The sequence below is a fragment of the Rhizobium sp. ZX09 genome, from assembly GCF_017357485.1.
GTDB lineage: Bacteria > Pseudomonadota > Alphaproteobacteria > Rhizobiales > Rhizobiaceae > Agrobacterium > Agrobacterium pusense.
Window position 1 is genome coordinate 1,378,082 of record NZ_CP031364.1, and the last position, 25,899, is coordinate 1,403,980.

General features: G+C 60.3%; 24 protein-coding genes and 3 pseudogenes. 14 read left to right on the forward strand and 13 right to left on the reverse strand.

The features are described from left to right. Positions 1-137: 137 nt before the first annotated feature. The 8 genes from BTN45_RS21075 to BTN45_RS21110 form a co-directional block, all read right to left on the reverse strand. Complete coding sequence (locus tag BTN45_RS21075; protein ID WP_023513017.1) at positions 138-1,403, reverse strand: MgtC/SapB family protein; 1,266 nt, start codon at positions 1,401-1,403, stop codon at positions 138-140. Positions 1,404-1,447: 44 nt separating this feature from the next. Next, a complete protein-coding gene (locus tag BTN45_RS21080; RefSeq protein WP_207590863.1) occupies positions 1,448-2,341 on the reverse strand; it encodes an ATP-binding protein in 894 nt (297 codons plus the stop codon). A gap of 49 nt (positions 2,342-2,390) precedes the next feature. Then, positions 2,391-2,957: a TetR/AcrR family transcriptional regulator gene (locus BTN45_RS21085; RefSeq protein WP_207590864.1), complete on the reverse strand. Its 567-nt coding sequence runs from the start codon at positions 2,955-2,957 to the stop codon at positions 2,391-2,393. A 108-nt stretch (positions 2,958-3,065) separates the two neighbouring features. Continuing rightward, entirely contained in the window at positions 3,066-5,555 is a 2,490-nt protein-coding gene (locus BTN45_RS21090) for a heavy metal translocating P-type ATPase (RefSeq protein WP_207590866.1), read from the reverse strand. 41 nt (positions 5,556-5,596) lie between these two features. Further along, positions 5,597-7,363: an oleate hydratase gene (locus BTN45_RS21095; protein WP_035219816.1), complete on the reverse strand. Its 1,767-nt coding sequence runs from the start codon at positions 7,361-7,363 to the stop codon at positions 5,597-5,599. 27 nt (positions 7,364-7,390) lie between these two features. Continuing rightward, the gene (locus BTN45_RS21100; protein WP_046407406.1) at positions 7,391-8,257 is read right to left on the reverse strand and encodes a 3-hydroxyacyl-CoA dehydrogenase; all 867 of its coding nucleotides are present in this window, start codon (positions 8,255-8,257) and stop codon (positions 7,391-7,393) included. Further along, positions 8,254-8,679 (reverse strand): acyl-CoA thioesterase, encoded by a 426-nt coding sequence (locus BTN45_RS21105; RefSeq protein WP_207590867.1) that lies wholly within the window; start codon positions 8,677-8,679, stop codon positions 8,254-8,256. Before BTN45_RS21105 ends, BTN45_RS21100 begins: the two co-directional genes overlap by 4 nt. 69 nt (positions 8,680-8,748) lie before the next feature. Beyond that, complete coding sequence (locus BTN45_RS21110; protein ID WP_050746444.1) at positions 8,749-9,372, reverse strand: TetR/AcrR family transcriptional regulator; 624 nt, start codon at positions 9,370-9,372, stop codon at positions 8,749-8,751. Between the two features lie 187 nt (positions 9,373-9,559). On the opposite strand from BTN45_RS21110, the gene BTN45_RS21115 reads away from it, so the two are divergent. The 3 genes from BTN45_RS21115 to BTN45_RS21125 are packed head-to-tail and all read left to right on the forward strand — an operon-like array spanning position 9,560 to position 12,644. Further along, the gene (locus BTN45_RS21115) at positions 9,560-10,615 is read left to right on the forward strand and encodes a catalase family protein (protein ID WP_066730387.1); all 1,056 of its coding nucleotides are present in this window, start codon (positions 9,560-9,562) and stop codon (positions 10,613-10,615) included. Positions 10,616-10,655: 40 nt separating this feature from the next. Continuing rightward, positions 10,656-11,267, forward strand: coding sequence for a hypothetical protein (locus BTN45_RS21120; protein ID WP_035219808.1), 612 nt, complete (start codon positions 10,656-10,658; stop codon positions 11,265-11,267). Positions 11,268-11,270: 3 nt separating this feature from the next. Next, complete coding sequence (locus BTN45_RS21125; RefSeq protein WP_207590871.1) at positions 11,271-12,644, forward strand: Dyp-type peroxidase; 1,374 nt, start codon at positions 11,271-11,273, stop codon at positions 12,642-12,644. A 217-nt stretch (positions 12,645-12,861) separates the two neighbouring features. Here BTN45_RS21125 and BTN45_RS21130 read toward each other — a convergent pair whose 3' ends face one another. Beyond that, positions 12,862-13,656: a LysR family transcriptional regulator gene (locus BTN45_RS21130; protein WP_207590872.1), complete on the reverse strand. Its 795-nt coding sequence runs from the start codon at positions 13,654-13,656 to the stop codon at positions 12,862-12,864. 138 nt (positions 13,657-13,794) lie between these two features. Between BTN45_RS21130 and BTN45_RS21135 the strand changes: the two genes are divergently transcribed. After that, entirely contained in the window at positions 13,795-14,568 is a 774-nt protein-coding gene (locus BTN45_RS21135; RefSeq protein WP_203316542.1) for an SDR family oxidoreductase, read from the forward strand. Positions 14,569-15,077: 509 nt separating this feature from the next. Next, positions 15,078-15,404: a DUF736 domain-containing protein gene (locus tag BTN45_RS21140; protein ID WP_160788156.1), complete on the forward strand. Its 327-nt coding sequence runs from the start codon at positions 15,078-15,080 to the stop codon at positions 15,402-15,404. 285 nt (positions 15,405-15,689) lie between these two features. Here the strand turns inward: BTN45_RS21140 and BTN45_RS21145 are convergent. Then, a protein-coding gene (locus BTN45_RS21145; RefSeq protein WP_207587836.1) for an IS3 family transposase occupies positions 15,690-16,816 on the reverse strand; the annotation gives its coding sequence in 2 pieces (ribosomal slippage) (positions 15,690-16,588 and positions 16,588-16,816; 1,128 coding nt in all). Between the two features lie 209 nt (positions 16,817-17,025). Here BTN45_RS21145 and BTN45_RS21150 point away from each other — a divergent pair. The 7 genes and pseudogenes from BTN45_RS21150 (at position 17,026) to BTN45_RS26425 (ending at position 21,377) form a co-directional block, all read left to right on the forward strand. Then, on the forward strand, positions 17,026-17,328 hold the full coding sequence (locus tag BTN45_RS21150; RefSeq protein WP_207590873.1) for a hypothetical protein: 303 nt from the start codon (positions 17,026-17,028) through the stop codon (positions 17,326-17,328). Between the two features lie 135 nt (positions 17,329-17,463). Continuing rightward, positions 17,464-17,922: a pyridoxamine 5'-phosphate oxidase family protein gene (locus BTN45_RS21155; protein ID WP_348520214.1), complete on the forward strand. Its 459-nt coding sequence runs from the start codon at positions 17,464-17,466 to the stop codon at positions 17,920-17,922. 81 nt (positions 17,923-18,003) lie between these two features. After that, positions 18,004-18,321 (forward strand): ATPase inhibitor subunit zeta, encoded by a 318-nt coding sequence (locus BTN45_RS21160; protein ID WP_207590874.1) that lies wholly within the window; start codon positions 18,004-18,006, stop codon positions 18,319-18,321. Positions 18,322-18,669: 348 nt separating this feature from the next. Beyond that, positions 18,670-18,759 (forward strand): annotated as a pseudogene (locus tag BTN45_RS21165) (ornithine aminotransferase); the annotation flags it as partial. Positions 18,760-18,874: 115 nt separating this feature from the next. Continuing rightward, a complete protein-coding gene (locus tag BTN45_RS21170; protein ID WP_207590875.1) occupies positions 18,875-19,693 on the forward strand; it encodes a universal stress protein in 819 nt (272 codons plus the stop codon). 76 nt (positions 19,694-19,769) lie between these two features. Next, positions 19,770-20,801: pseudogene (locus BTN45_RS21175) on the forward strand (zinc-dependent alcohol dehydrogenase family protein); the annotation flags it as partial. 240 nt (positions 20,802-21,041) lie between these two features. Then, positions 21,042-21,377 carry a GNAT family N-acetyltransferase gene (locus BTN45_RS26425; protein WP_272868519.1) on the forward strand — a complete coding sequence of 112 codons (336 nt, stop codon included), beginning with the start codon at positions 21,042-21,044 and terminating at the stop codon, positions 21,375-21,377. 72 nt (positions 21,378-21,449) lie between these two features. Here the strand turns inward: BTN45_RS26425 and BTN45_RS21185 are convergent, their stop codons facing one another. Both BTN45_RS21185 and BTN45_RS21190 read right to left on the reverse strand, forming a co-directional pair. Then, a complete protein-coding gene (locus BTN45_RS21185) occupies positions 21,450-23,051 on the reverse strand; it encodes an MBL fold metallo-hydrolase (protein ID WP_207590877.1) in 1,602 nt (533 codons plus the stop codon). 25 nt (positions 23,052-23,076) lie between these two features. Next, positions 23,077-23,343: pseudogene (locus tag BTN45_RS21190) on the reverse strand (TCP-1/cpn60 chaperonin family protein); the annotation flags it as partial. A gap of 258 nt (positions 23,344-23,601) precedes the next feature. On the opposite strand from BTN45_RS21190, the gene BTN45_RS21195 reads away from it, so the two are divergent. Then, positions 23,602-24,042: a host attachment family protein gene (locus tag BTN45_RS21195; RefSeq protein ID WP_169538609.1), complete on the forward strand. Its 441-nt coding sequence runs from the start codon at positions 23,602-23,604 to the stop codon at positions 24,040-24,042. A gap of 206 nt (positions 24,043-24,248) precedes the next feature. Here BTN45_RS21195 and BTN45_RS21200 read toward each other — a convergent pair whose 3' ends face one another. After that, positions 24,249-24,767, reverse strand: a complete 519-nt coding sequence (locus BTN45_RS21200) for an Hsp20/alpha crystallin family protein (protein ID WP_080789787.1) — start codon at positions 24,765-24,767, stop codon at positions 24,249-24,251. Positions 24,768-24,947: 180 nt separating this feature from the next. On the opposite strand from BTN45_RS21200, the gene BTN45_RS21205 reads away from it, so the two are divergent. Next, positions 24,948-25,886, forward strand: a complete 939-nt coding sequence (locus BTN45_RS21205) for a universal stress protein (RefSeq protein ID WP_246751718.1) — start codon at positions 24,948-24,950, stop codon at positions 25,884-25,886. The last annotated feature ends 13 nt before the right edge of the window (positions 25,887-25,899 follow it).

Sequence of the window (25,899 nt, forward strand, 5' to 3'; positions counted from 1 at the left end):
TGCTGCCCCGCTTGCATTACCCGATTTCGGGGAGATCAGCGACACCACTCTCCCCGAAACCATCGCTTACAGCCGACCAGACCGACCCATCAAGGCCCGAGTGTGGCCGCATGCCCGGCCGCAATCTCCCCCTCAATTCACGAACGGCCAAGATACAGAGACGCTGCCATGCCGGCCGCAAGGCCGAGCACGCTAAGGGCGCTGACGGGCCCGCCGATCCTTGAGCCTCCGACCCATGCCGCCATCACGGCTTTGACAAGTGTATTCATGGCCACGGCGATCAGGATCGCATCTGCCGCAAGACCGGGCTCGATCGAATGCGACGCCAGGCGGGCCATGGAGATCGAAATCGCATCCACATCGGCGATGCCCGAAGCGGCGGCGGTCACCAGAACGCCCGCATTCCCGAACGACTGCTGAAGCAGATGCGACACCACCATGACCACGGTGATGAGTGTCCCCATTTTCAGGGCAGGCGCCAATTCCAGCGGGTTGGTGATCGTAAGTTCCGGCTGTTCGGAGGAGCCGCGACTTTGTAGCAGCAGGAGCCCGGCGCCGATGGCGAGCACGCCACCGCCGATGAGCAATGGCCATTTGAGATGCGGAAGCAAGCTTGGGTTCAAGGCCGTCGCCACGACTGCAACGCGGATGATCATGGTCAAGCCGGAAAGAAGCACGCCACAGGAAAGCAGCGTGCTGGACTCGGGGTGCCGGCGGGCAAGCCTTGCCAGCGTCAAGGTCGTCGCTGTCGAAGAGGCGAGCCCGCCCGCGATCGCCGTCATCAGGACGCCAAGCCGGTCCCCGAACACGCGGACGGCGACGTAGCCGGCGAAGGAGACCGCGGCGATCAGGATGGTCAGCAACCAGATCTCATATGGATTGACGGTGCCCCAGGGATCGACCGGCCTGTTCGGCAGGATCGGCAGCATGAGAAAGGTCATTGCCAGAAGCGTCAGGCCCGACCGGATCTCATTCCAGCTCAGCGACGCGACCCAACGATGCAACGGCTCGCGCAGGGCAAGCAGCACAGCCGTGGCAACAGCCCCGGCGATGGCGGCTGCAAGGTCGCCGACGACGGCAAGCGTTCCCAGCAGGAACGTGGCTATGCCGGCGACGACGGATGTCGCGCTGTAATTTCGCTCGGCCCGCGCTTCGAGCCAGTGGTAGGAGGCGAATGCCGCGGTGAACCCGAGGAAAACAAGACCGATCACGAGGCCAGAGTCGAACTGCCGGGCCAGGGCGCCGGTAATGCCGCCGGTGAGACCGGTCAGCGCGAACGTTCGTAGACCTGCCGCGCGCAGATGGTCTTCCTCGTTGCGGGTACGCCATCCACGCTCCAGGCCGATCAGCAGACCGATCGAAAGCGATACCGCAAGGCGGCTGAGCAGGGCGTCAGTGTCCATGGTCTCCCGAGTTGCCTTTCAGCATCTGGCGTCGATGTCGATGATCATTTGTCTATGAAGAACCTTGCCTCAAACCCGTCAATCCTGCCGCTTGCGGGAGATTGGAGTTCTATCCGTCCATTTGTTCCGGCAGCAATGGTCCGGGCGATGGCGAGCCCCAGGCCGGCCCCCTGCACCAGAGCCTGACCGCGCTCGAAGGGCTCGCTCAGCCGCGCAAGCACTGCGGAAGGCACGACCGGGCCGGCGTTCGTGACGCGCAGACAGCCGTCTGCCGACAAGGTGACGGCGACCGGTTCGTCCCGCACGCCATGCTTGAGGGCGTTTTCGATCAGGTTCCGGGCCTCTTCGGCAAATCGCCCTTCCGTGTCGACAATGACATGGTCTGCGCCCACTTCCCGGGCGACGGCGACCTTGTCCTCAGATGAAACCCGACCGATCACCCGGCCACCGCGCAACTTGATGATCTGGGTCAGGAGCAGGCCGACACCTCCTGCCGCAGCGTGAACGAAGGCAACATCACCGGGCTGCACCGGATAGAAGTCGGTCGCGAAATGGCTGGCGGTCAGCCCCTGCATCATGATCGAGGCCGCCGTTCGATCGTCGACCGCATCGGGAACCGGCACCAGCGACGTTGCCGGGATCGCGATCCGCTCAGCATAACTGCCGGGCGCATAGACCCAGGCGACACGCTGGCCGGGCTGAACAGCCTCGACGCCTTCGCCGACTGCCAGAACTCGACCGACGCCTTCGACGCCCAGGATCTTGGGATTGGGCATGTCAGTCCAGGCAATCCCCTGACGCACGCCGATATCCATGAAGTTGACCCCGGCAACCGCGATCTCGACCAGCGCCTCGCCCGGCCCGGCGACAGGCTCCGGTCGCTCGATCTGCTCCAGCACCTCGCGGCCACCGGTCGCGGTCATCACTACTGCTCGCATGTCTTTCTCCTATCTTGAATGATCGTTCCGCAATCGGTCAAAAAAGGGGTCAGCGCAGCGCGCGCATGACCATCTCCTGCAGGGCAGCCAGGGTTGATCGGTCGGCGCCGCCACGCCCGGCGACGCGGATCCCGGCGATATTGGCGATCAGGAATTGCGCGAGAGCCTCGGGATCGAGGCTGGCTGCAACATCGCCCTCACGCTGCGCGTCGCGCATGCGGGCGACGATGGCCATGTGCAATGTCCTGCCCAGTGCCGCATGGATATCGACCAGGTCCGGCCGCGAGGCACCGAACTCGCAGGTCGAGCCGACGCCGAGACAGGGCGTGTACGCTGTCTCCACGACATGGCGCAGCATGGCGGCAATCCCGTCGATGGCGCGCGCGCCGCTGCGAAGCGCCTCGAAATGCGCCGCGCATTCGCCCATGCCGTAGCGCCGCACCGCCGCGCAATAGAGCTGCCACTTGTCGCCGAAGGCCGCGTAGAGGCTCTGCCGCCCGATGCCGATGGCGTCCACGAGCATCTGCGCCGAACTGCCCTCATACCCATGCTCGCTGAACACGGCGATCGCACCGTCCAGGGCAGCATCCGTATCGAATTCTCGAGGTCTTGCCATAAGCCATGTATAGCGATTCTGGAACGATCATTCAAGTTTGGCGGCTCGGTTTTGCTTTCAGCACAATTTGCGGGTGGCAGTGGCCGTTAGGTGAGGATCGCCCGATCGTCAGATCTTCAAGGCGCGCAATCGCAGCGAATTGCCAATGACGCTGACGGACGACAGCGCCATCGCCGCCGCAGCGATGATCGGCGACAGCAGCAGTCCAAACGTGGGATAGAGCGCCCCCGCCGCGATCGGCACGCCTGCCGCATTGTAGATGAAAGCGAGGGCGAGGTTCTGGCGGATGTTGGCCATCGTCGCCTGCGACAGGCGTCGCGCGCGGACAATGCCGGTGAGATCGCCCTTGAGCAGCGTTACCCCCGCGCTCTCGATGGCAACGTCGGTCCCTGATCCCATGGCTATGCCGACATCAGCGGCGGCGAGCGCCGGAGCGTCATTTACGCCGTCACCCGCCATGGCCACCACCTTGCCCTGCGCCTTCAGGCGCTCTACCACCGCCGCCTTCTGGTCCGGCAGCACATCGGCCTCGACCTCATCAATGCCGAGCTTTCTGGCGACGGCTTCGGCCGTGGTGCGATTGTCGCCGGTCAGCATGACGATGCGGATGCCTTCGGCATGCAGGGCCTTCAGTGCCTCAGGCGTGGTCGCCTTGATCGGGTCGGCGATGGCGAAGATGCCGCCGATGGCATTGCCTATCCCGATATAGATCGCCGTCGCACCGTCGCGGCGCAACTCATCCGCCTGCCCGGCGAGCGACGCCGTATCGATCCCATGCTCGGCGAGAAAGGCGGTGCTGCCGAGCACCACTTGCCGTCCCTCGATCACGCCGACCGCGCCCTTACCGGTCGGCGAGTCGAAATCGGCGACATCGGGGATGGCGATCTTTCGTTCCTCGGCAGCCGCCACGATCGCGCGCGCAAGCGGATGCTCCGAGGCTTTTTCAACACCTGCCGCCAGCCGCAGGATGATCTCCTCGACAAATCCCGGCGCCGCGACGATCCGGGTCACCGCCGGTTTGCCTTCGGTAAGCGTCCCGGTCTTGTCGATCACCAGAGTATCGATCTTCTCTATCCGCTCGAGCGCCTCCGCGTTCTTGATCAGAACGCCGGCGGCCGCCCCCTTGCCGATACCGACCATGATCGACATCGGCGTCGCAAGCCCGAGCGCGCAGGGGCAGGCAATGATCAGCACGGAAACGGCCGCGATCAGGCCATGCGCCAGACGCGGCTCTAGCCCCCATACACCCCAGGCCGCGAAGGCGAGCAGCGCTACGGCGATGACGACCGGCACGAACCAGCCCGACACCTGATCAGCCATGCGCTGGATCGGCGCACGCGAGCGCTGGGCATCCGCGACCATCTGGACGATGCGAGCCAGCATCGTGTCGCGCCCGACTTTTTCCGCCCGGATGACGAGCGCGCCGGTCTGATTCAGCGTCCCTCCTACGACCGCTTCGCCGACTACGCGCGTCACCGGCATGGATTCGCCGGTCACCATCGATTCATCGATCGATGAGCGCCCCTGCTCGACCACGCCATCCACCGGCACGGTTTCCCCGGGCCGGACCCTGAGCCGCTCGCCGATCGCAATCGCCTCGACCGGCACATCTTCTTCCACACCGTCTGCCCCGATGCGTCGTGCGGTCTTCGGCGCGAGATTGAGAAGCGCGCGGATCGCGCCGGACGTCTGTTCCCGGGCGCGCAACTCCATAACCTGACCAAGCAGCACCAGCACGGTGATGACGGCGGCCGCCTCATAATAGACCGCGACCGCGCCATCAGCGTCACGGAAAGCCTGCGGGAAGAGCTGCGGCGCGAATGTCGCGACGATGCTGTATCCCCAGGCGACGCCGGTCCCCATCGCGATCAGCGTGAACATGTTGAGGCTGCGGTTGACGATCGACGCCCAGCCACGCGCGAAGAACGGCCATCCGGCCCACAGCACCACCGGCGTCGCCAGGGCGAACTGGATCCAGATCGAGATGTGCATCGGCACCAGATGGTGCAGCGCCGGGATCAGGTGGCCGCCCATCTCCAGCAGGAACACGGGCAAGGCGAGCGCGAGGCCGATCCAGAAGCGCCGGGTCATATCGGCAAGTTCGGGACTGGGTCCGGCATCCGCCGCCGCGATCAGCGGCTCCAGCGCCATGCCGCAGATCGGACAACTGCCCGGCGCGTCCCGGCGGATTTCCGGATGCATCGGGCAGGTCCAGATCGTGCCCTCCGTTACGGCTGCCGTTAACGCCGCAACGGGGTGATGCTCATGGCGATCAAGTCTATGGGTGTGGCTAGGGTGGGAATGATCGCCATGGGTAGCAGCACCCTCATGGTGCGGCTCGGCATGCGCTACCCGTGCTGCATAATGCACGGGGTCGGCGTCGAACTTCGCCTTACAGCCGGCCGAGCAGAAGGCGTAACGCTCGCCTTCATACTCAGCCTTGTGAGCGGTCCTGGCGGGATCGACCACCATGCCACAGACCGGATCATGGTCGACGTGACCGGACGGCGTTTCGCCGTCCGGCTCATGATGGTGATGATGGCCGTGCGCCCCAGTCACCTCGGCGGCGCGTTCGCTCTTCTGATCGTCGTCGGCCATTCATCACCTTTCACACGCCGCGCGTGCCTTCCGGTCTTTGTTCACTCCTCGATCAGATGGAACTCTTCGAGCAGCTTGGCGATCTCGGTGCCTTCGAGCTTCTTCATCAGCAGCTTGCGCAGGAAGGCCGGTCCGGGAAGATCGATGCCCTTGCCGTCCCGCAGCGGACCGATCGCAGCAAGAAGTGTACGAATATCATAGGTCGAGTTGAAGACCTCCGGCACGCCGCGCTCGACATTCATCAGCGTGTAGACGGCCTCCATCGGGGTTCTCACCGAATATTCCGTGGTGAAGATGCAGTCCCGCTGCTTCGATTCCGCGAACTGGCCGATGAAGGCGAAGTTGACCGCGCCCTCCGGCACCACGTCCGGCCGGTCACCCGCCTGGCGCGGCATGAAGAAGGCGGTAATATAGGGCATCATCGTGGGAACGGTGCTGGCGCCGGATGCCGCGAGTTCGGGAATGTCCTCGACCGGCACGCCGAGGTGATAGAGCCATTCCTGGGTTATCTCCTCACCGGTGCATTCCTGCATCGGCTTCTTCACGAAGTCGCCGGGGCAATCGACAAAGAGCGCGTAGAACCAGGCGATCATCTGATCTTTGGGCTGCTTCTTGAAATGCGGCTGGCGATGAACCGTCCAGCTCAGCAGCCACGCCGAGTCCTTCACCGTGACGATACCGGCGGAGACGATCTTGCCGGTAAAGGGGTTCCGCTTGGTGATCTTCTCGACATAGGCCGGAATGCGGGCGTCGAGGGCAGTGATGGAGGCGGAGGCCCATTTCGTCTCCGGGATATGGGCGCCGAACACGTCGGGGCGGCCGAAGGCCGGATCCTTCGCGGCGATGCGGCGCCACAGGTCCCAGGCCGGCGCCGGTCCTTCATTGAGCTTCGCCGGCGTCCTGTGGTCGCCATTGTCGGAATTCTCGGTCAGCGAGCCGATCGTGATGAAGACGAGATCGTCTGGCCCGAGATCGACGCCGCCTTCGACGCCGCGCTCTTTCCAGTGAATGCGGGTCGCTTGCTTGCGGCCGGGCTGGATGTCGAAATCGACATCGGTGACCTCGACGCCGTAGCGGAACGTGACGCCGTGATCGGTCAGCCACTTCACCAGCGGCAGGACCATCGATTCATACTGGTTATAGCGGTTGAACTTGAGCGAGGAGAAGTCGGCGAGACTGCCGATATGATGGATGAAGCGGTGCAGGTAGAGCTTCATCTCCAGCGCGGAATGCCATTCCTCGAAGGCGAACATGGTGCGCCAGTAGAGCCAGAAATTGCTTTTGAGGAAGTCTTCGCCGAAGACCTCGTTGATACGCTTGTTCTCCATCTCCTCGCGCGTCGCGAGGAAGACCGAGAGCAGGTCCTTCTGGGCCTTGTCGTTTAGCGTCAACAGCGCTTTGTCGGGCACGTCCTGGCCCTGGTTCTGCGTCGTGCGCTGGAGCGAAAAGTTGGGATCGTCCTTGTTGAGCCGGTAGAACTCGTCGAGCACGCTGGCGTCCTCGATCTCCAGCGAGGGGATCGAGCGATAAAGGTCCCACAGGCACTCGAAATGTTCTTCCATTTCGCGGCCGCCGCGAATGACGAAGCCCTTTTCGGGCACGTCCAGACCATCGAGCGCGCCACCAGGGATTTCCAGCTCTTCAAGGATGGTGATGCGGTCGCCGGAAACGCCGCCGTCGCGGATCAGGAAGGCCGCGCCGGCAAGCCCCGCCAGCCCCGAACCGACAAACCAGGCCGTCTTCTTGTCGGCGCCCTCGGGCTTGCGGGGACGCACGAAGGCTTCATAGTTTCCGCTGCTATAGTGCATGGCGAACTCCTGTTCTTCTTGTTGGGATCAGTCTGCGGAGGGCTTGTAGCTGTAGAAGCCTTCGCCCGAGGCGATGCCGAGCCTGCCCTTGTCGATGTAGTTTTCCTTCAGCCAGGCGGCGAGCGACTGAGCATGCTCGTCGCCATGCGAGAGGATGTTGTAGGGGGTGTTCAATCCGATGATGTCGTAGATCTGGAACGGCCCCATCGGCGCGCCGGTGGCGATCCGCCAGACCTTGTCGACATCTTCCGGCTCGGCATAGCCGCCGGCCGCCAGATCGGCGGCCGCGTTCAGGAGCGGCACCAAAAGCGAATTGAGGACGTAACCCGCTTTCTCCTTGCGCACCGGGATCGGCACCATGCCGATGGCGGAGGCGAAGGCGATCAGGGCATCGAACACGGCCGGATCTGTGTCGTCCGTGCCCATCACCTCGGCGGTGTTGAACTTCCAGATGCTGTTGGCGAAGTGCAGCGCCAGAAACCGGTCCGGTCGGCCGGTGTAAGCCTTCAGGTCGCTCGGCAGCAGGGTCGAGCTATTGGTGGCGAAGATCGTCCTGTCCGGCGCGAGCCCCGCCAGTTTCTCGTAGAGCGCCTGCTTGATCGAAAGAACCTCCGGAACCGCCTCGATCACGAGGTCCGCGTCCGCGACGGCCGCACCGAGATCGCTCAGCAGAGCGATCCGCTTGAGCGCCCCGGCCGCCTTGCCGCCAGCCGCGCCCGACACCTCGTTCGTGTAGGTTTCGACGAGCGCCGCCAGCCGTGCGCGCGCCTGTTCGAGCGCTTCCTCGCTGATGTCGTAGGCGACAACATCGAAGCCGCTATAGGCCGTCTGGAAGGCGATCTGGCTCCCGAGGACTCCCGTGCCGAGAACCGCCACTTTCCTGATATCGCTCATCCAATTTCCTTCTGCGCGGTATCGTCACTTAGAAACGGAGCCGCCACCTCCACCGGGACGCGGGCCAGCTTGCCGGTTTCCCGATCGACCAGGGCCCATTGGGTCAGCGAGGCGACGATCGTCCGGCCGTCTTCGGCATGGAATTCGACACATCGTGCATAGCGGGCACCCCGCGGCGCTCGGACGACCCAGGTGATCGCACTGACCTCGTCTCCCGCCCGGACATTGCCGCGATAGTCGACCTCATGGCGCAGCACGACCGCGACGAACCGGTCGCGATCCTGCGGCCGCGCGGCCGTCAGCCAATGCGCCACCGACGCATCCTGAATCCAGGTCACCCAGACCGCATTGTTGACATGGCCGAGTTCGTCGATGTCGGCGTCCCGGGCGCGGGAAGCGGATATGGAAGCGCCGATGCTCATCCACCTCGCCGACGAGTGGGTGTCCGTGCTCATCGCAGCCGATGCGTCGACGATCTGACACGATCCCGCTCACGAATACGCCTGCTCCTCATGCGACGAACCCAGTCCTGCCATGGCGCGGAAGAAGCCGACGAGCATCTCGTCGCGCGGCATGGCGCCTTCGACATCGCCCTGCACCGCCAGTCCCATCCAGAGCGCGTAAAGACCGATACCGGTCTGCATCGGCGGCAAGGCCGGACGAAGTGCGAAGCGTTGCGTCAGATCGGCGACGAGCTCACCGAACATCCGATAGCAGGCCGCCTTGCCCTCCCGGTGCCGCTCGGCGAAAGCCGGATCGCGCCGGGCATGGAGCTGCAATTCGATCGAGAGCAGTGACCATTGTGCCTCGTCGGCCAACTTCGCGAGCCGCGCGGCCAGCACCTGCAGCGTCGCCTCGATATCGTCGCCGGAGCAGTGCGCGACCAGGTCGCGAAGCAGTGTGACCTCGTCCTGGATATGGCTTTGCAGGATCTCGACCAGCAGATCATCCTTGCTGGCGAAGTTCGAGTAGAAGGCGCCCTGCGAATGCCCTGCGGCGCTGCAGATGTTGCGAATCGACATGGCAGCGACCCCCTCCTCGATAATCGAGGAATGCGCGGCCGCGATCAGCCGGTCCCGCGTCTGGCGCTGCGTGTCCTTGCGCGTAAGCGGCATGGGTTCATTCTCCAACCAACGGGCGAGACGTGCGAAACCTTTTCGGAGGTTCCGCGTTCTCAGTGAAACCGATATCAACTGATATCCGAAATCAACGGCGATTTCGACCCGAAATCGTTCCTGGGCAACGAAATCTCAGTGTGAAGGAGCGCTCTTGGCTCAAACCTACATTGGCTATTCCCCGGACGTGGAGGTTCTCGGCGAGGACGAGGAGCGGCTGACCGCCGAGATCCTCGAGATCATGGCCACCACCAACCGGCGGGCCTTCGAGCGTCATCGCCACGCCGTGCGCGACGCCCATGCCAAAAGCCATGGGTTCCTGAAGGGCGAACTGATCGTTCACGAACTGCCCTCGCATCTGCGCCAGGGCTTGTTCGCCCGACCCGCCAACTATCCGGTGGTGATCCGCCTCTCTTCGGCGCCGGGCGACATCCACTCCGATACCATTCCCGCGCCGCGTGGCATGGCGATCAAGGTGATCGGTGTCGATGGCGAGCGGCTTCTCCCCGAAGACCAGGGCCACAACCAGGATTTCCTGCTCGTCAACATCCCGACCTTGAGCTTCGGCACGATCGGTAAATATCGCCAGCTCATCAGCCTTCTGGAGAAGAATGCCCATAACCCGGCCTTTCTCCAGCGAGCGATGGCTGGGGTCGCGCGCGGCGTGGAGGCGGCAGTCGAAGCGGTCGGCGTCGAGCCCGGCGCCACGCTGCGCGGGCTCGCTCGCGACAATAACCATCTGCTGGGCGAAACCTATCATTCGATGGCGGCGATCCGCTTCGGCGACCATATCGCCAAGATCAGTGCCGCGCCGTTCTCCGACAACGTCCGTGCACTGACCGGCAAGGATGTCGGCGCGGTTGAGGATTCCACCATGCGCGATCTGGTGGTTGAACATTTCCGCGAGCAAGGCGCAGAGTATCAGCTCCGTGCTCAGCTCTGTGCCGATCTCGACAGGATGCCGGTCGAGGACGCCGCCGTGCTCTGGCCGGAAGACCTTTCGCCGCACCAGCCGATCGCGACCCTGCGCATCCCGCCACAGGAGGCCTATTCGCCGGCGCGGCGCGTCTACGGCGATGATGTGCTGTCGTTCAATCCCTGGCACGGTATCCGCGATCATCAGCCACTCGGCTCGATCATGCGCGTGCGCATCGCCGCCTATGAACGATCCACCCGCTACCGCCACGAAATGAACGCGCAACCGCGCGTCGAGCCGGCGAGCATCGACGTCATTCCGGACTGACGATCCGATCGTCACACGCAATCACGAAAGGAGGCCAGCCATGGCCGAGACCGAAGAAACCCCGCAGATCGATGAAACCCGCTTGCAGGCCATCCGCCGCCGCATCGAGGAAGTGGTTGGCGATGCGCCACAGCTCGCCAAGCTCGCCCTCGAGCAGATGGTGACGAAGCATAATCCCGACCTCAAGGGCACAGCCGGCTCGGCCGGTCGCGTCGGCGCGCAGTCCGGCAATGTCTCCGAGCTCACCGCCATCGCCAACCTCAAGCCCGGCGGCGCGGATCGGCTGAAACGCATATTCGGGCTGGTGAACGGCAATTTCGACGGGGCGCAGAAGGTCGGCACGCTGCACAACATGCGGTTCGTGTTCTTCGACAACGACACCCGCATCCTGTTCGCCACCGCCTATGACGGCGACTGGGACACCTATATCAACGACTTCGCCACCAAGATCCCCGATCTGATGGACCTGATCTTCGCCTCGGTCGAGGGCTGGCCGGGCATCGCCAGCCCCGAGGTCAAGGACTTCATCGCCGAGCATCAGATCACCGCCGCCGGCTGGTTCGTCGCCAATCCGCAGGTCACCGTCGTCGATGTGCGCCGGCTCCAACGGCTCGAACATGCCGTCAACGAATTCCTGGACAAGGTGGGCTGAGCCATGGCGATCCTTCAGAAACTAAAAGAGCACTTCTCGCGGGATAGCGTCACGCTCGACCTGCAGGACATCCAGGCGCTGATCCTCAGAAGCCGGCCGGAACCCTATGTCGGCGTTCACGCCATGCTCCATTTCGACGAGGCAGCGGGAGCCCGCAATCTTCTCGGCCGGCTGGCACCGCATATCGCTTCGGCCGACAATTGGAGCGAGGATCTCGATTTCTGGATCGGCGCTGCGCTCAGCTTCGAGGGTCTGAAGGCGCTCGGCGTTCCCGACGCCCAGCTCAAGACCTTTCCGCTCCCGTTCCAGCAGGGCATGGCCGCACGCGCGGAGCAGCTTCGCGACTTCGGACCCAACGCGCCGGAAAACTGGGAAGACGTGTTCAAGCCGGGCAACTGCCATCTCGCGCTGACCATCTACGCGGTCGACGATGATGCGCTCGACAAGGCGCTGGCGACGGCGCGCACCGAACTCGACCGGAGCAGCGGCGTCACCTTGCTCGGCGAGCATCGCTTCGGCGCGCCGGACGGCGCGAAAAACCCGTTCGGTTTCCGGGATTCGATCTCCCAGCCCGCAGTGGAGGGCAGCGGCGTTGATCCGCTGCCAGGCGAGGAGCGGCCAATTAAGGCCGGCGAATTCATCCTCGGCTATGAGAGCGAGAACGGCCAGCCGCTCGGCATGCCCGAGCCTGCGGTTCTCGGAAGGAACGGCACCTTCGTCGTAATGCGCAAGTATAACAGCCGGGTCGGTTGCTTCAACGCCTTCCTCAAGGCACATGGCGACACGCCGGAGGAACGCGAGCGCCTTGCCGCCAAGATGTTTGGGCGCTGGCGCTCCGGCGCACCCTTGACGCTGGCGCACGATCACGACGATCCCGACCTCGGCGCCGATCCGCAGCGCAACAACGACTTCACCTTCAAGGACGATCCCAAAGGCCGCGTCGTGCCGCTCGGCTGCCATATGCGACGGCTCAATCCCCGCGATTCCGAGTTGACGCTGCTCACCGACGTCAACATCCACCGCATCATTCGCCGTTCCTCGACCTTCGGGCCGGTTTATTCCGAGGATGTGGGGCCTGAGGACGATGCCAACGGCGATCGCGGCCTGTTCTTCATCTTCATCAGCGCGCGTGCCTACGACACGATCGAGTTCATGCAGCAGGAGTGGATCAACCGAGGCAATTTCGTCGACCTTGGCGAAGAGCGCGATCCGATCGTTGGCCTGCATGAGGATGATGGCCGGTTCACGATCCCGCAGGTGCCGGCGCGCAAGCGCATCGACGGTGTGCAGACTTTCAATGTCATGAAGGGCGGCGAATATCTGTTCATGCCAAGCCTGTCCGCGCTCAAATGGCTGGCGGCCGGGAGCTGGGGTTAGGAACCCGCCGGTCAGTCGTTGGCCTTTGTGAAGATGAACGTGCAATTCATCAGGATCGCTGCGCTCGGCCTCACCATGATCTTTGCCAGTCGCGTCTGGCCCGATCGGTAATCCTGACGTCTGCAAAAACTGCCTCTAACGCATGATCGGCGAGGACGCTTCGGTCATCCGGACCGCTTGAGCGCAGGCGTTTCGGATCCCGGGTGGCTTTTGCTCTTCATAAGAGCTTGTCCTTCAGCAGCGTCTCAAGCCAATCGGCAAATACCTGCAGCCGGTGTGAAAGGTGCTGGCGGTGGGGATAGAGTAACGTCATAGGCATCAGCTCGGCTCGATGGCCGGGCATCACCTCGACCAATTCTCCCGCCTCAAGATGCTGTTGCAGCTTCCCTTGCTCCAGCCACTCCCAATCCTCAACACGGCCGCTGGTCAGAGAAGCATAATTGACCGCCCAGTGATCTCCCAGATCTTCAGGAGAGCCTGGCGTGCCATGCCGCGTCACATAGGCTGGGCTGACGACGTTGATCAGTAGCAACTTTCCAATAGGCCGCGCGATCAGGCCTGAGTCGTTGAGCGGCCCCACACGCAGCACACAGTCGATGCTGTCTTCGACCAGGTTCACCGCGCGGTCGGTGACGCCGAGGTCGATGTCGATCTCGGGAAATTTGTCGAGGAAGCCGGGCAAAGCCGGCGCGATGATCAGACGCCCGATCCGCCCCGGGACATCGACCCGCAGCTTGCCCGACGGTTTGGCGGCGGTCTGCCGGAAAAGATTTTCCGTATCCTCGACGTCGGCGATGACCCGCTGGCAGCGCTCATAGAAGGCGATGCCGTCCTGTGTCGGGGAGACCTTGCGGGTCGTGCGGTGTAGCAGCCGCGCCCCAACCCGTCCCTCCAATTCCTGAATGCCGGCCGATACGGAGGACCGCGGAACGCCCAGCGTGTCGGCCGCGCGGGTGAAACTCGCACATTCAACGACACGCACAAACATGCGGAACAGATCGACGCGGTCCAAACAGTCAGAACTCCAATTGTGCTGATTTTCTGACAAGTGATGTCAGAATGATCAGCTTTATTGGCCAATCCTAGCGGATATGGTTGCTCAACAAAAGCGGTCGCCGGTGCGATTGCAGCCCGGCAAAGGAGGCCGTCCATGACCGATCACAGCATCAAAGGCAAAACCGTCATCATCGCCGGAGGGGCGAAGAACCTCGGCGGACTGATCGCCCGCGATCTCGCCGCCCATGGCGCGAAAGCCATTGCGATCCACTACAACAGCGCCGCCAGCAAGGCGGATGCCGATGCGACCGTTGCCGCCGTCAAGGCTGCGGGCGCGGAAGCGGTGGCCTTCCAGGCCGACCTGACCAGCGCCGGGGCCGTCGAGAAACTGTTCGCCGATGCTGTCGCCGCCATCGGCCGTCCGGACATCGCCATCAACACCGTCGGCAAGGTACTGAAGAAGCCCATCGTCGAGATCAGCGAGGCCGAATATGACGGGATGAGCGCCGTCAACTCCAAGACGGCCTTCTTCTTCATCAAGGAAGCCGGCAAGCACCTGAACGACAACGGCAAGCTGGTGACGGTCGTCACCTCTTTGCTCGGCGCCTTCACGCCCTTCTATTCTAGCTATGCCGGCACCAAGGCTCCCGTCGAACACTTTACCCGCGCAGCCTCCAAGGAGTTCGGCGAGCGTGGCATCTCAGTGACGGCAATTGGTCCAGGTCCGATGGATACGCCGTTCTTCTATCCGGCCGAAGGCGCCGATGCCGTCGCCTACCATAAGACCGCCGCAGCTCTGTCGGGATACTCGAAGACCGGCCTCACCGACATTGAGGACATCGTCCCGTATATTCGCTTCATGGTCTCTGACGGCTGGTGGATGACGGGCCAGACGATTCTCGTCAATGGCGGCTACACCACGAAATAGAGTCCTATGTAGTTCTCGATTACCTCCCTGAAGCGCCGTATGGGCAGAGCCATGTCTTGGCGGGGCACCGGACATTCGGCGCGGCGATCTCTTTCAGGGCGACGGGAGGTCAGGAGGCAGCAACGTTGGCTTGGCGGGAGGAGACGAAGCCGCTGAACCCTGCCGTGGCGCCGGCTTTTCGGTGCGGGAGGGCACCATTTTCTCCGTTGTCTGACCGTGCCTCGATCGCTCCAAACGGTCTCTCCAATGGCCTGATCTGGCCGAAGACCGGCTTCGCCTCGATCGCCTATGCCGCAACAGCCGCGTCAAACTTTCTTCCCCTGCCGGCTGCGCCGTCATTCCGCGCGCAACAAGAAAGCCCTCCTTGGCTGTCTAGCCCCATTCTCACCCCCAGCGCGCAACTGCGCCGGGGACCCTGAGCAAGGGGTGCGCCGTCGATCGCCTCCGGCCTGCCGATCGCCATCGAGACCGCATGGTGCGGGCTCGGGAACGGAAAACGGAGATTTACAATGGCGACCATCGGCACCTTTAAGAAGACCGGCTCGAACGAGTTCACCGGCGACATCGTCACCCTCAGCGTCCAGGCCAAGAACGTGCGCATCGTCCCCGACCAGCGCGCCGCCGGCGAGAACGCCCCCAGCCACCGGGTCCTGGTCGGCCGCGCCGAGATCGGCGCCGCCTGGTCCAAGCGCTCCAACGAGGGTCGCGACTATCTGGGCCTCAAGCTCGACGATCCGAGCTTCAACGCCCCGATCTACGCCAACCTCTTCGACGACGAGGGCGAAGATACCTTCTCGCTAATCTGGTCCCGCCCCAACGGCAGGCGCGCCGACTGAGGCTCCCCCGCAAGGCCCCGACCCAAAGGTCGGGGCCTTCATTCAGAACGACCGAATCAGTTTCACTGGATCGCTCCCTAGCGACGGAACCAGCAGCACCTTTTGGCTCGCAAAATAAGCCAAGAACGACTATTATAGTCGTAGTTCTGGCGTGTAGAAAAGTAGGGACCTTCGAGACATCCTTGTTTTTGACTTTCGATCACGAGGATAATCGCGATGATGACATTCCGACGGGAAGTTTCACATAAGCTTTGAATAGCCCCGAGTTTCGTAGACGCCCTCGGGTTAGATTTTCTGCTGTTTCTCGAACTCGACGGGGGACAGCATTCCGTTTCTGACATGCTTGCGTTTCGGGTTGTAGAACATTTCGATGTAATCGAACACGTCCTGGCGGGCTTCGTCGCGTGATCGATAGACCCTGCGGCGTATGCGTTCGCGCTTCAGAAGGTTGAAGAAGCTTTCGACGACCGCGTTGTCGTGGCAGTTGCCACGCCGGCTCATTGAGTGGACCAGATTGTGGTGCTTCAGGAACGAAGCCCAGTCCATGCTGGTGAACTGCGAGCCCTGATCCGAATGGATCAGAACCTGATCCTTGGGCTTGCGTCGCCAGACCGCCATGAGCAAGGCCTGCAGCACGACGTCGGTGGTTTGCCGGCTCTGCATTGCCCAGCCAATCACCCGGCGGGAATAGAGATCGATGACGACCGCGAGATAGGCGAAGCCTTCGCAGGTCCGGATATAGGTGATATCAGTGACCCAGGCTTTGTCCGCAGCCTCGACGTCGAATTGCCGATCGAGCGTATTGTCGACCACGACGGAGGGGCGACCGCCATATTTGCCGGGACGGCGTTTGTAACCGATCTCAGCCTTGATACCGGCAAGCCTTGTCAGACGCGCGACGCGGTTCCGGCAACACATCTCTCCCTGGTCGAGCAGATCGTCATGAAGCTTGCGATAGCCATAGACCTTGCCGCTCTCCCGCCAAGCCTGAAAAAGGAGATCGGTCTGTCGTTTGTCTTCGCTGGCCCGCTTGCTCAACGGGTTCTTCAGCCAAGCGTAGAACCCGCTCGGGTGAACATGGAGAAGCCGACACATCGTCCGCACAGAGAAGCTCAGGCGATGCAGGGCTATGAACGCGTACTTCACTTTGCATCCCTGGCGAAGTACGCGGCCGCTTTTTTTAGGATGTCGCGCTCCTCGGTGACGCGGGCCAGTTCTCTCTTTAGCCGTCTGATCTCCTCGGCCTCGTCGCTAGCCTTGGCGTTCAATGTGCCGAACTTCTTCTTCCACTCGTAGAGTGAATGCTGGCTGACACCGAGCCGCTGCGAAACCTCCGCTACCGGGTAGCCCCGCTCAGTGATCTGACGCACCGCGTCGCGCTTGAAATCTTCCGTGAAATTGCCTTTGCCCATGTAGGCCTCCTGCCTCAAATTTAGGGAAGAAGGCGTCTACAAATCTAGGGGCTATTCAAAGTGTACTGGCAAAACAAGGCGGATGCCTTCCCTTGGTTCATAACCTAAGGCAGATTTTCGGAAAAATACGGTTGGCCATTGACGCGCGTCAACGCGGGCATTCGTCCAGATGGCATCGTTTTCGATCAGTTAAACAGCGAGGAAGCCGAATGCGAGAACGTCAAAGTGAGGAACAGGGCAGGCCAACCCACCAGCAAAAGAGCGATAGGCATCTTGAGCAAAAGCTGTCGTTTCAGGTGCCCGATTTCGAACTCCATAAACACGGAGACGAAGGCTGGAAGATTTTTGCTGTTTCCGACCGGGGTATCCATTGGATCGCAGCGAATTTTAACGAATGGAGCAGTGGTGAGACGTTGCTCACCTTGCAGGAAGCGAACAAATTTCTGCGTGAGGCGAGGAAATTTTCTCTTTGCACGAGTTATAAAAGTCTGAACGGCAAGACCATACTCTGACACATCTCTGTCAGGATCGGCTTGGGACGGGCCGCCGAAGTTGAATCATGGTACCGTGGTTTCCGCTTTTTTGTTTCGCAAGAAGGAAGGGTTTAATTTCTTAATCAGGGAGGTGGAAAAATGCTTGTGCGAGAAATGACACACAATGAATGCCTGGCGGTACTCACGGATGGGAGACTGGCGCGGATGGCATGTGCGAAGGACAGCACCCCTTATGTCGTCCCGCTATACTACGCTTACTCCGGAAATAGTCTCTACGCCTTTTCAATGCCAGGAAAAAAACTGGATTTCCTTCGGTCGAACCCGCGTGCCTGTTTACAGGTCGACAAAAGCCGCGGAGATCATCAGTGGGTGAGCGTTATAGTTGATGCGGCGTTCCGCGAACTGCCCCAGGAAGATCCGCCCGGTGAGGAGCGGCTCCATGCCTGGTCGCTTCTCTCGCACCACTTTGACTGGTGGGAACCGGGTGGGTTGAAACCGCAACCGCAACCTCTTCGCACTGCTTCCCGGCATATATTCTTCGCCCTGGATATCAACGCCGTAAGTGGAAGAGAGGCGAGGCTGGGTGAGCCTGAGCGGGTTTCGCCGCAATGATATGGATGCTGTGAATGCCAACTCAGTCCAAGGCGAGACTGACGGGAGAATGTCGAAAGATTACCTCGGGAGGACTGCATTGTGACGATCTACGACGAACGCGAAAAAATGGCAGAACAACAATATGTCATGCAAATAGAAAAGCCGTTCAGGGTTCGTGCCCGGCGCGACAGATTGCTGGCGAACTGGATGGCAACGCTGCTTGGCCGGGATGTTGAGCGTTGCCTTGAAGAGATAGTTGAAGCTGATTTTTCACGGGGTGAGGAAGGTATCCTAAAAAAACTGGAGCACGATATCGGCGTTCTGGGACTGTCGGACGCGCATGATCTGATACGGGAAAAAATGCATAAATATCTCGCCGATGCCGTGCGCGAGGTCGAAGGGTCGATCGGGCAATAGCACAGGTGCCGGTGGCCGTGACGACGACACATGGACTCGCCGGATCCGCCAGCACTCGCATGTTGCACCACGCGGACGCAGCAGGCCTAAAACTGTTGACTGTCGCGTTCGTTTTACGCTGCTGACGGGCCCTGTGCTTTATCCCAATCGTTGCGCCGTCTCCACACGCCTTGCCTGATATATGCTGCCCGGCTCGTCGTTTCGCGCCCGCTTTGGCAAAGGAGAAAACTCGCCGAACCGGAGCCCGTGGATGGCCAGAATCTGTGGCCCGGTTGACCGTGGTCAATGGCAGTTCTCGCAAGTTCTTCGATCATGACCGCGCTTATAACGAGCAAAGGGAGAATGGTCATGAACGACAATACTCTGTGGCAGAACATTATCGATGCGCTCCACTTCGAACCCAGTATTGATGCGGCGAACATCGGCGTTGCCGTCGATGCGGATCACTTGCGAATTTACTGATCCTTGCGCGCCGCGGCTCCTGGAGAGCCGCAGCGCGGCCAAGCACGCAGCACACGGACTGCTCGTTTCGAGCATAGTCGGGGAGGAGTGTATGATGTTCTCTACGCTACTGTATATCACCAAAGGTAAATCGACTGAGCTGGAGGGCGATACGGCTCTCAGACTGGCAGATGAGGTGGGCAGTCATCTTTCCGTTTTGTTGACGAGTGTCGCGTCGCCTCCGCCGGTTGGTGCACATATGGAAAGTGTCTCCACCGCGTGGCTTGGCGAGCGACAGGCCGATCAGGACAGTTTGGCCAGACGCTCTCTTGCTCTGAACACCTACTTCAAGGACAGGATTTCTTCATACGATATAGAGGAAGCCTATACCGAGATATTCAATATGGACAACGTCGTCGGTTATCGCGCAAGATTTGCGGATGCTGTGGCCCTGGGGCCGGATATTCTGGGTGATCCGTCGTTACGCGATGCAGTCCTTGACGGAAGCCTTTTTCACGCGCGTGTTCCCGTGCTGATAGACCCCCTCAGAAACTTCTCCTGGGACCAAAACTCGGTTCTCATCGCGTGGTCTGACACACCTGAAACAGCCGCTGCGGTCAGGGCAAGCATTCCGGTTCTGAAACGCGCGAGGTCTGTACAGATCCTCGTTGTCGATCCGGATGGCGAACGGGAACTCGCGGCCGAACTGCGCTCCTATCTGGCTCATCATCACATCACGCCGTCGATAGACAGTCTGATGAGCCAGGGCCGGACCGTCGCCGAGACCGTCGAAGTCTACGCTGAACGCATCCAGTCAGGGCTGATCGTCATGGGGGCCTATGGTCATTCTCGGCTACGCGAACGGATTTTCGGTGGCGTCACGCGTAGCCTGATTGAACAGATCAGGCGGCCGCTCTTTCTGGCACGATAAACACTTGGATGAACCCGACAGCCCGGCAGGTGCAGAGGGCGCAAGCCACATGGCTTCACGTCGAAAGGTGAAAAAGATGAAAGCTCTCGTTTTTCAAGGACCGGGCCAAAAAGCGCTTCTGGAACGATCCAAACCCGTCATCCAGGGAGTGACGGACGCAGTGGTGAGGATTACCAGGACAACCATTTGCGGGACGGACCTTCACATACTCAAAGGCGATGTTGCCTCTTGCGCGCGTGGACGCATTCTCGGGCATGAGGGCGTTGGCGTCATTGAGGAGGTGGGCGCTGCGGTGTCCCGCTTCAGGAGGGGGGATCGCGTTCTTGTTTCCTGCATTTCCTCATGTGGTAGGTGTGATTATTGTCGCCGTGGAATGTATTCGCACTGCGAAACCGGGGGCTGGATTCTGGGCACCACCATCGACGGTACGCAAGCGGAATTTGTGCGCATCCCGCACGCCGATACCAGCCTTTATCCCATTCCGGCGGATGTCGATGAAGAAGCTCTGGTCATGCTGAGTGACATCCTCCCAACGGGCTTTGAGTGCGGCGTCCTCAATGGCAAGGTCCAGCCCGGCAATACAATCGCGATCGTCGGTGCTGGTCCCGTTGGACTGGCGGCGCTTTTGACAGCGCAATTCTACTCGCCCGCTGAGATAATCATGGTTGACCTTGACGATCATCGTCTGGCGATAGCCCGTCAATTCGGCGCGACGCACACTATTCGCGCCGATGAACCTGATTTGGCGACGCGTATTTTCGAGCTCACAGATGGCAAGGGCGTCGACACGGCGATCGAGGCGGTCGGTGTGCCATCCACGTTCGAATTCTGCGAGGAGATTATCGCTGCTGGCGGCGTGATCGCCAATATCGGAGTTCACGGCCTCAAGGCAGACCTGCACCTTGAAAAGCTGTGGTCGCGGAATATCGCCATCACGACACGGCTGGTCGATACAATAAGCACGCCCATGTTGCTGCGCACGGTGAAATCCGGCCTCATCGACGCCGGGAAGTTGATCACTCACCGCTTCAAACTGGACGATATTCTCGAAGCCTATGACACCTTCAGCCGGGCGGCCAGCACACATGCGCTCAAGGTCATTATCGAGATGCCAGCGAAACAGCAATCCGGTTTGCAAACGGAAGACAGCCAGTCCGCCCCCGGTGGCATTGCGGGACACCACGACGCTCACCTTGCGACGCGATCCGGCTTGTCAATTGATGTGCGAGCCGTAAGGAGTGACGACGAGCCGCGCCTTGCGGAGCTTTTCAAACACGTCACACCGCAGGATCTTCGCTTCCGCTTCCTTGGCGGTATCGGAGAGGTCAGTCATGAACGTCTGGTCGCAATGACCAGAGTCGATCATCGGTTGACCGAGAATTATCTAGCTTTCGTGGCAGGCACGGATATCCTCATTGCGTCGGCCATGTTGGCCTGCGACGTTTCCGGAGAGAAAGCCGAGATCGCCATCGCCGTGCATGCCGACTACAAAAACAGGGGCGTTGCGTGGGAATTGCTAGGCTTCTTGTCGGACAAGGCGCGTGAAAAAGGCGTTCGGACGTTACAATCGATAGAAAGTCGAGATCATCATGACGCTGTTAAGCTTGAAGAGGAACAGGGATTTGTCGCAAGATCGTTTGAGGGCGATGCGACTCTGGTTCTGATCGAGAAAAATCTCCGGTGAAGCGTCGATAAGTATCGGGCGATTTGCATCCAATCCCGATGCAGCAGAAACAATCAGTCGAAGCGGATTGTTTCAGGTTTCAGCGTCGTCAAGCGCCCGTCTCATCTTTCGCAGTAGCACGGCGCGTTGTTTTTCATCGGCTGCTTTCTCCATCCTCTCCTGCAGGTCGATGATCAGTGATTGGAAATCATTATGCCAATCCCGGTGTCCGACGTGCAGCGGTTCAAGTCGCGGCAGTTCCCGCTGCGTTGAAACAGCAAGGGCGCCCTCGCGCGTGAGGCGATAAGTTGAGTCCAATGCCGGTTCGATGATCGCAAATGCAGAGTTCATTGCGGCGAGGCTGGCGTTCAAACCGGCGATTGCCGGACGTTCGCCGTGCACCAGAAAAACGGCATGTTTGACGGGAAATCTGGCGGCAACCCACGCCGCAAGTTCAGGCCCGTCGGCATGGCCGCTGTAGACGTCGAGTTTGCGAATATTGGCCCGCACGACAATTTCATCGCCCTGGATACGAACGGTAGACGCTCCGTCCTCCAATATGCGGCCGAGCGTGCCGGAGGCCTGATAACCTACCAGCAGGACTGTTGCTTCTTCTCTCCACAACCAGTTCTTCAGACGATGGCGAATACGACCTGCCTCGCACATCCCACTCGCCGCAATCACGATGTGAAAACCCCTGAGATTGTCTATGGATCTGGATTGTTCGGCGGTCTCGGTGAAGCGAATTTGCCGCGAGCGGAGTGCACGCAAGAGAAGCTCGCCATTTTCGAGTTCCCGGGCGTGACGGCTAAAAACTTCTGTCGCCCGCGTTGCCAGTGGGGAATCGATAATGATTGGGCAACTTCTGATGGCGCCCGCATCAAGCAGGCTGACCAGATCCGCAAGAAGCTCCTGCGTCCGTTCGACCGCGAAGGAGGGAATGAGGAGCGCTCCGTTTTGATGACGGGCAGCGAGTTGAACCTCATCTTTCAGCATCCTTCGCCGTTGCTCCGCTGATGGGTCATTGCGATCGACATCACCATAGGTACTTTCACAGACAAGATAATCCAGACCAGAAGGTCCTTCCGGTACTGAGTGGAACAGTTTGTGCTGCGGTCCAATATCGCCGGAAAAAAGCAGGTGCCGGCGCTCCGGGCCGTTTCCAACCTCAACCTCGACAGATGCGGAGCCAAGGAGATGCCCTGCATTCCAGAAGCGGAACCGAAAGGCGGGTGAAATCACCATCCATTTCTTCATGGGATGGGCGCGCATCTGGGTCAGGGCCGCAGATGCATCCATGGCCGTATAGATTGGGACGACGAGCTTTCGCCCCCGATGCTCGTTGCGGCGGTTGAGTTGTTCGACTTCCATTTCCTGGATATGGCCGGAGTCGGGCAACATGACCGCGCAAAGATCAAGCGTTGCAGCGGTGCAGAAAATGGGGCCGGAATAACCATCTTTAACAAGCTTCGGCACGAGACCCGTATGGTCGATATGCGCATGGGTAAGGATGACGGCGTTCAATTTGGTGGGAGCGAAAGGAAAGGGGCGGTAATTCAGTTCCTTTTCGGTTTTAGACCCCTGAAACAAACCGCAATCGATCAATACGCGTTCGTCGCCGTATTCAATGAGAAAGCATGAACCGGTTACCGCGCCGGCCGCGCCATGAAAGGTGATTGACGGGCTGTATGACATTTCGCCTCCGATCGCGTGCCTTTGCTTAAATGGTTGGAGCGGGCAACTGCGGAACGTTAGGGTCCGGGATCTCCGTCATGGCGGCCTCCGTGAGCAGAAGGACGCTTGCCACCGATACGGCATTCTCCAAAGCCACTCGAACCACCTTTGTCGGATCTATAATGCCCTCCTTCAGCAGATCGACATAGCGATTTTGCGCCGCGTCGAAGCCCACGGTCCCGTCGTCGTCAAGCATTCGCGCGATAACGACACCCGCATCTGTGGCCGAGTTCTCGGCAATCTGCCGCGCCGGCGCCTCTTGCCTATTGCCTCCGAGCTGAAGAGAACATTCTTATGGGACATGGAACTCTCGTTACTTTGCTGCGACCGAGGCGACACATGACCTCCGCCCATCAATTCAATCACAATGGAGGTGTCGGCAGAGGAAGCGTTTGACCGGCGTCAACGACGTGATGATCCCCGAATTCGCTTGGAAAAGGATTGACGCCGGTCAAGGGGTGTTGTTCCGGCAGCTCTATAATGGCCTGAGCAACAAAAGGAGGGATCAATGATGAGCGAAATCATTCCTTACAACGCCTGGATACTTGTGGCAGATGCCAAAAGGGCGCTGCTCCTGCGAAACGCGGGAAATGCCGCGAATATCATGTTGAAAGTCGAAGAAGTTATCCAGGCACCCCCGAATGGACCAACGCGTGACCACGGCACAGATAGGCCCGGTCGAACCACATCTGGCAGTCATCGTAGTAGTCTTGGCAATGCCGACCTGCACCGACTGGAGGAAGAACGCTTCTTTTCCAACGTTGTCGAAAAACTCCAGTCTGCCTGTACCGACAGGGACGTTCACAAGCTCTACGTCGTGGCGCCGCCCAAGGCGCTTGCAGACTTGCGTAGCGCCATGCCGGACACGCTCAGAAAAATCATAGTTGCCGAACACGACAAGGATATCGTCAATCTTCCGGTAAACGAGATAGAGAAGTATTTTGTGTCATAAGTCCGTGCGCCCGACGGGATGCTGACCAGGATTGGGCGCGGCACCGGTAACCGCGTTTGGCGAGAAGGCGTTCCTCCTCGCAGATATCGTATCCTGCGCCAGATCGGGCTGGTTGCTAGGTGAATCGGCAAAGATGGGCCAATCACAAAAAAGGGGTGGAGCGGCGTGGGTTGCCTGCAACCTTCGCCATCCCACCCTACTTGAAATCAGGCCGCTCTGACCTCGATTTTTCTTTCATTCTTCTTTGCCTCCTGGCTCTTGGGGAGCTTGACCGTCAGGACGCCTTTTTCGAACATTGCGGTTACTTTGTCAGCGTCGACGTGATCCGGCAGGGAGAAGCTGCGCTGGAAGGAGCCATATCGCCGTTCCGAAAGGTGATATTCTTTTTGCTTGTCTTCCTTTTCTTCGCGTTTTTCCCCACGGATCGTCAGCAGGCCATTTGAAAACTTGACCTCGATATTTTTCGCATCGAGTCCGGGGCATTCCGCGGTTACTTCGTATACATCGTCTTTTTCGACCAGATCGACGGCTGGCGCGGTGTTCCATCCGTTCGGCAGGTGGCCGGAGGAGAAAAGATCGGGCGCGTGCCAGGATGTGGGCATGAAATCATCGAAAAGACGATCGACTTCCGCCCGAAGGGTTTCGAACGGCGACCAGAAATTTCCTGCGGGCGTCACCGGCTTTTCCTTGTTTTTCACTGGAAGTTTGGTTGGGGCCTCAGCCATGATAATTCTCCTGTTCTCCAAGAAAGATATCGGTCGAAAAAGCAGTTGAAAGCCATTTCAACCACTTGCGGCTCTTCAGTGAGCATGCCGATTCAACCGTGATGCAACGGGTCTGGCATTGATGGGGATCAATGTCGCACTTCATCTGCCTTGCAATTCGCGGCCAACAGGCCTGGCTTCTTGTGCACCGGATTCGACAAATCGGTTGACGAAGATCATCGCGGGGCTGCGACGTTCGGTTCAGGCTTGGTTTATTGGTTGGACGATTTACGGGAAGGAGCCACGTCGATGTCAATTAAAACCATACTTGCTGTCCTTGGCGCAAAGCATGCGGCGGCGGATGCTAGTCAGGCTGTCGAACTCGCCCGCGAGTCGGGCAGCCACTTGTCTATCCTGGTTCTCGGCGCGGCGCTGTCGCCCGTGACGGCTGATTATCCTCTCACCACCGCCTGGCTGGAAGAGAGACAGAAAGAAGTCGATGAACTCATAAGCGCCCGGGTCGAGGCCGAAGCCCTTTGTCAGAAAAACGGCGTGTCCTACGATGCGGACCAGATTTACGATGATCGCTTCATCCTTGAAAACAATCTCTGCACACGGTCGCTGTATGCCGATATCGTTCTTGCAGGCAACGGCATTCGAAAAGACGGCGATCTTCGCAAAACGGTCATTGCCGCAACGGTGTTCGATGCTCGTAGCCCGCTGGTTTTTCTGGCGCCGGAATTAAAAACGACCCTCAGGCCAAAAAAGGTGCTGCTTGCCTGGAATTCCCGACCTGAAGCGGCTCGGGCGGCCAAGGAGGCCCTTCCGCTTCTGGTACAAGCGGATGCGGTTCATATCGTTCTCGTCGATCCGGACGCCTCCTACTATTCGAATGGCGGGGAACCGGGGGCAGATGTGGCTGCCTTTCTTTCCCGCCATGGCGTCAAAGCAGTCGTCGAGCAGTTGGCGAGCGCCGAAAGACGTGTAGAAGGAGTTCTACAGCAGCGTGCACGCGAAATCGGCTGCGATATGATCGTCATGGGCGCCTATGGGCATTCGCGTCTGAGGGAACGGATATTCGGGGGCGTCACGGCTTCGATCTTGGAGGAGTGCCAGATACCGGTCTTTCTTGCCCGATAGCGATCAGGTGCGA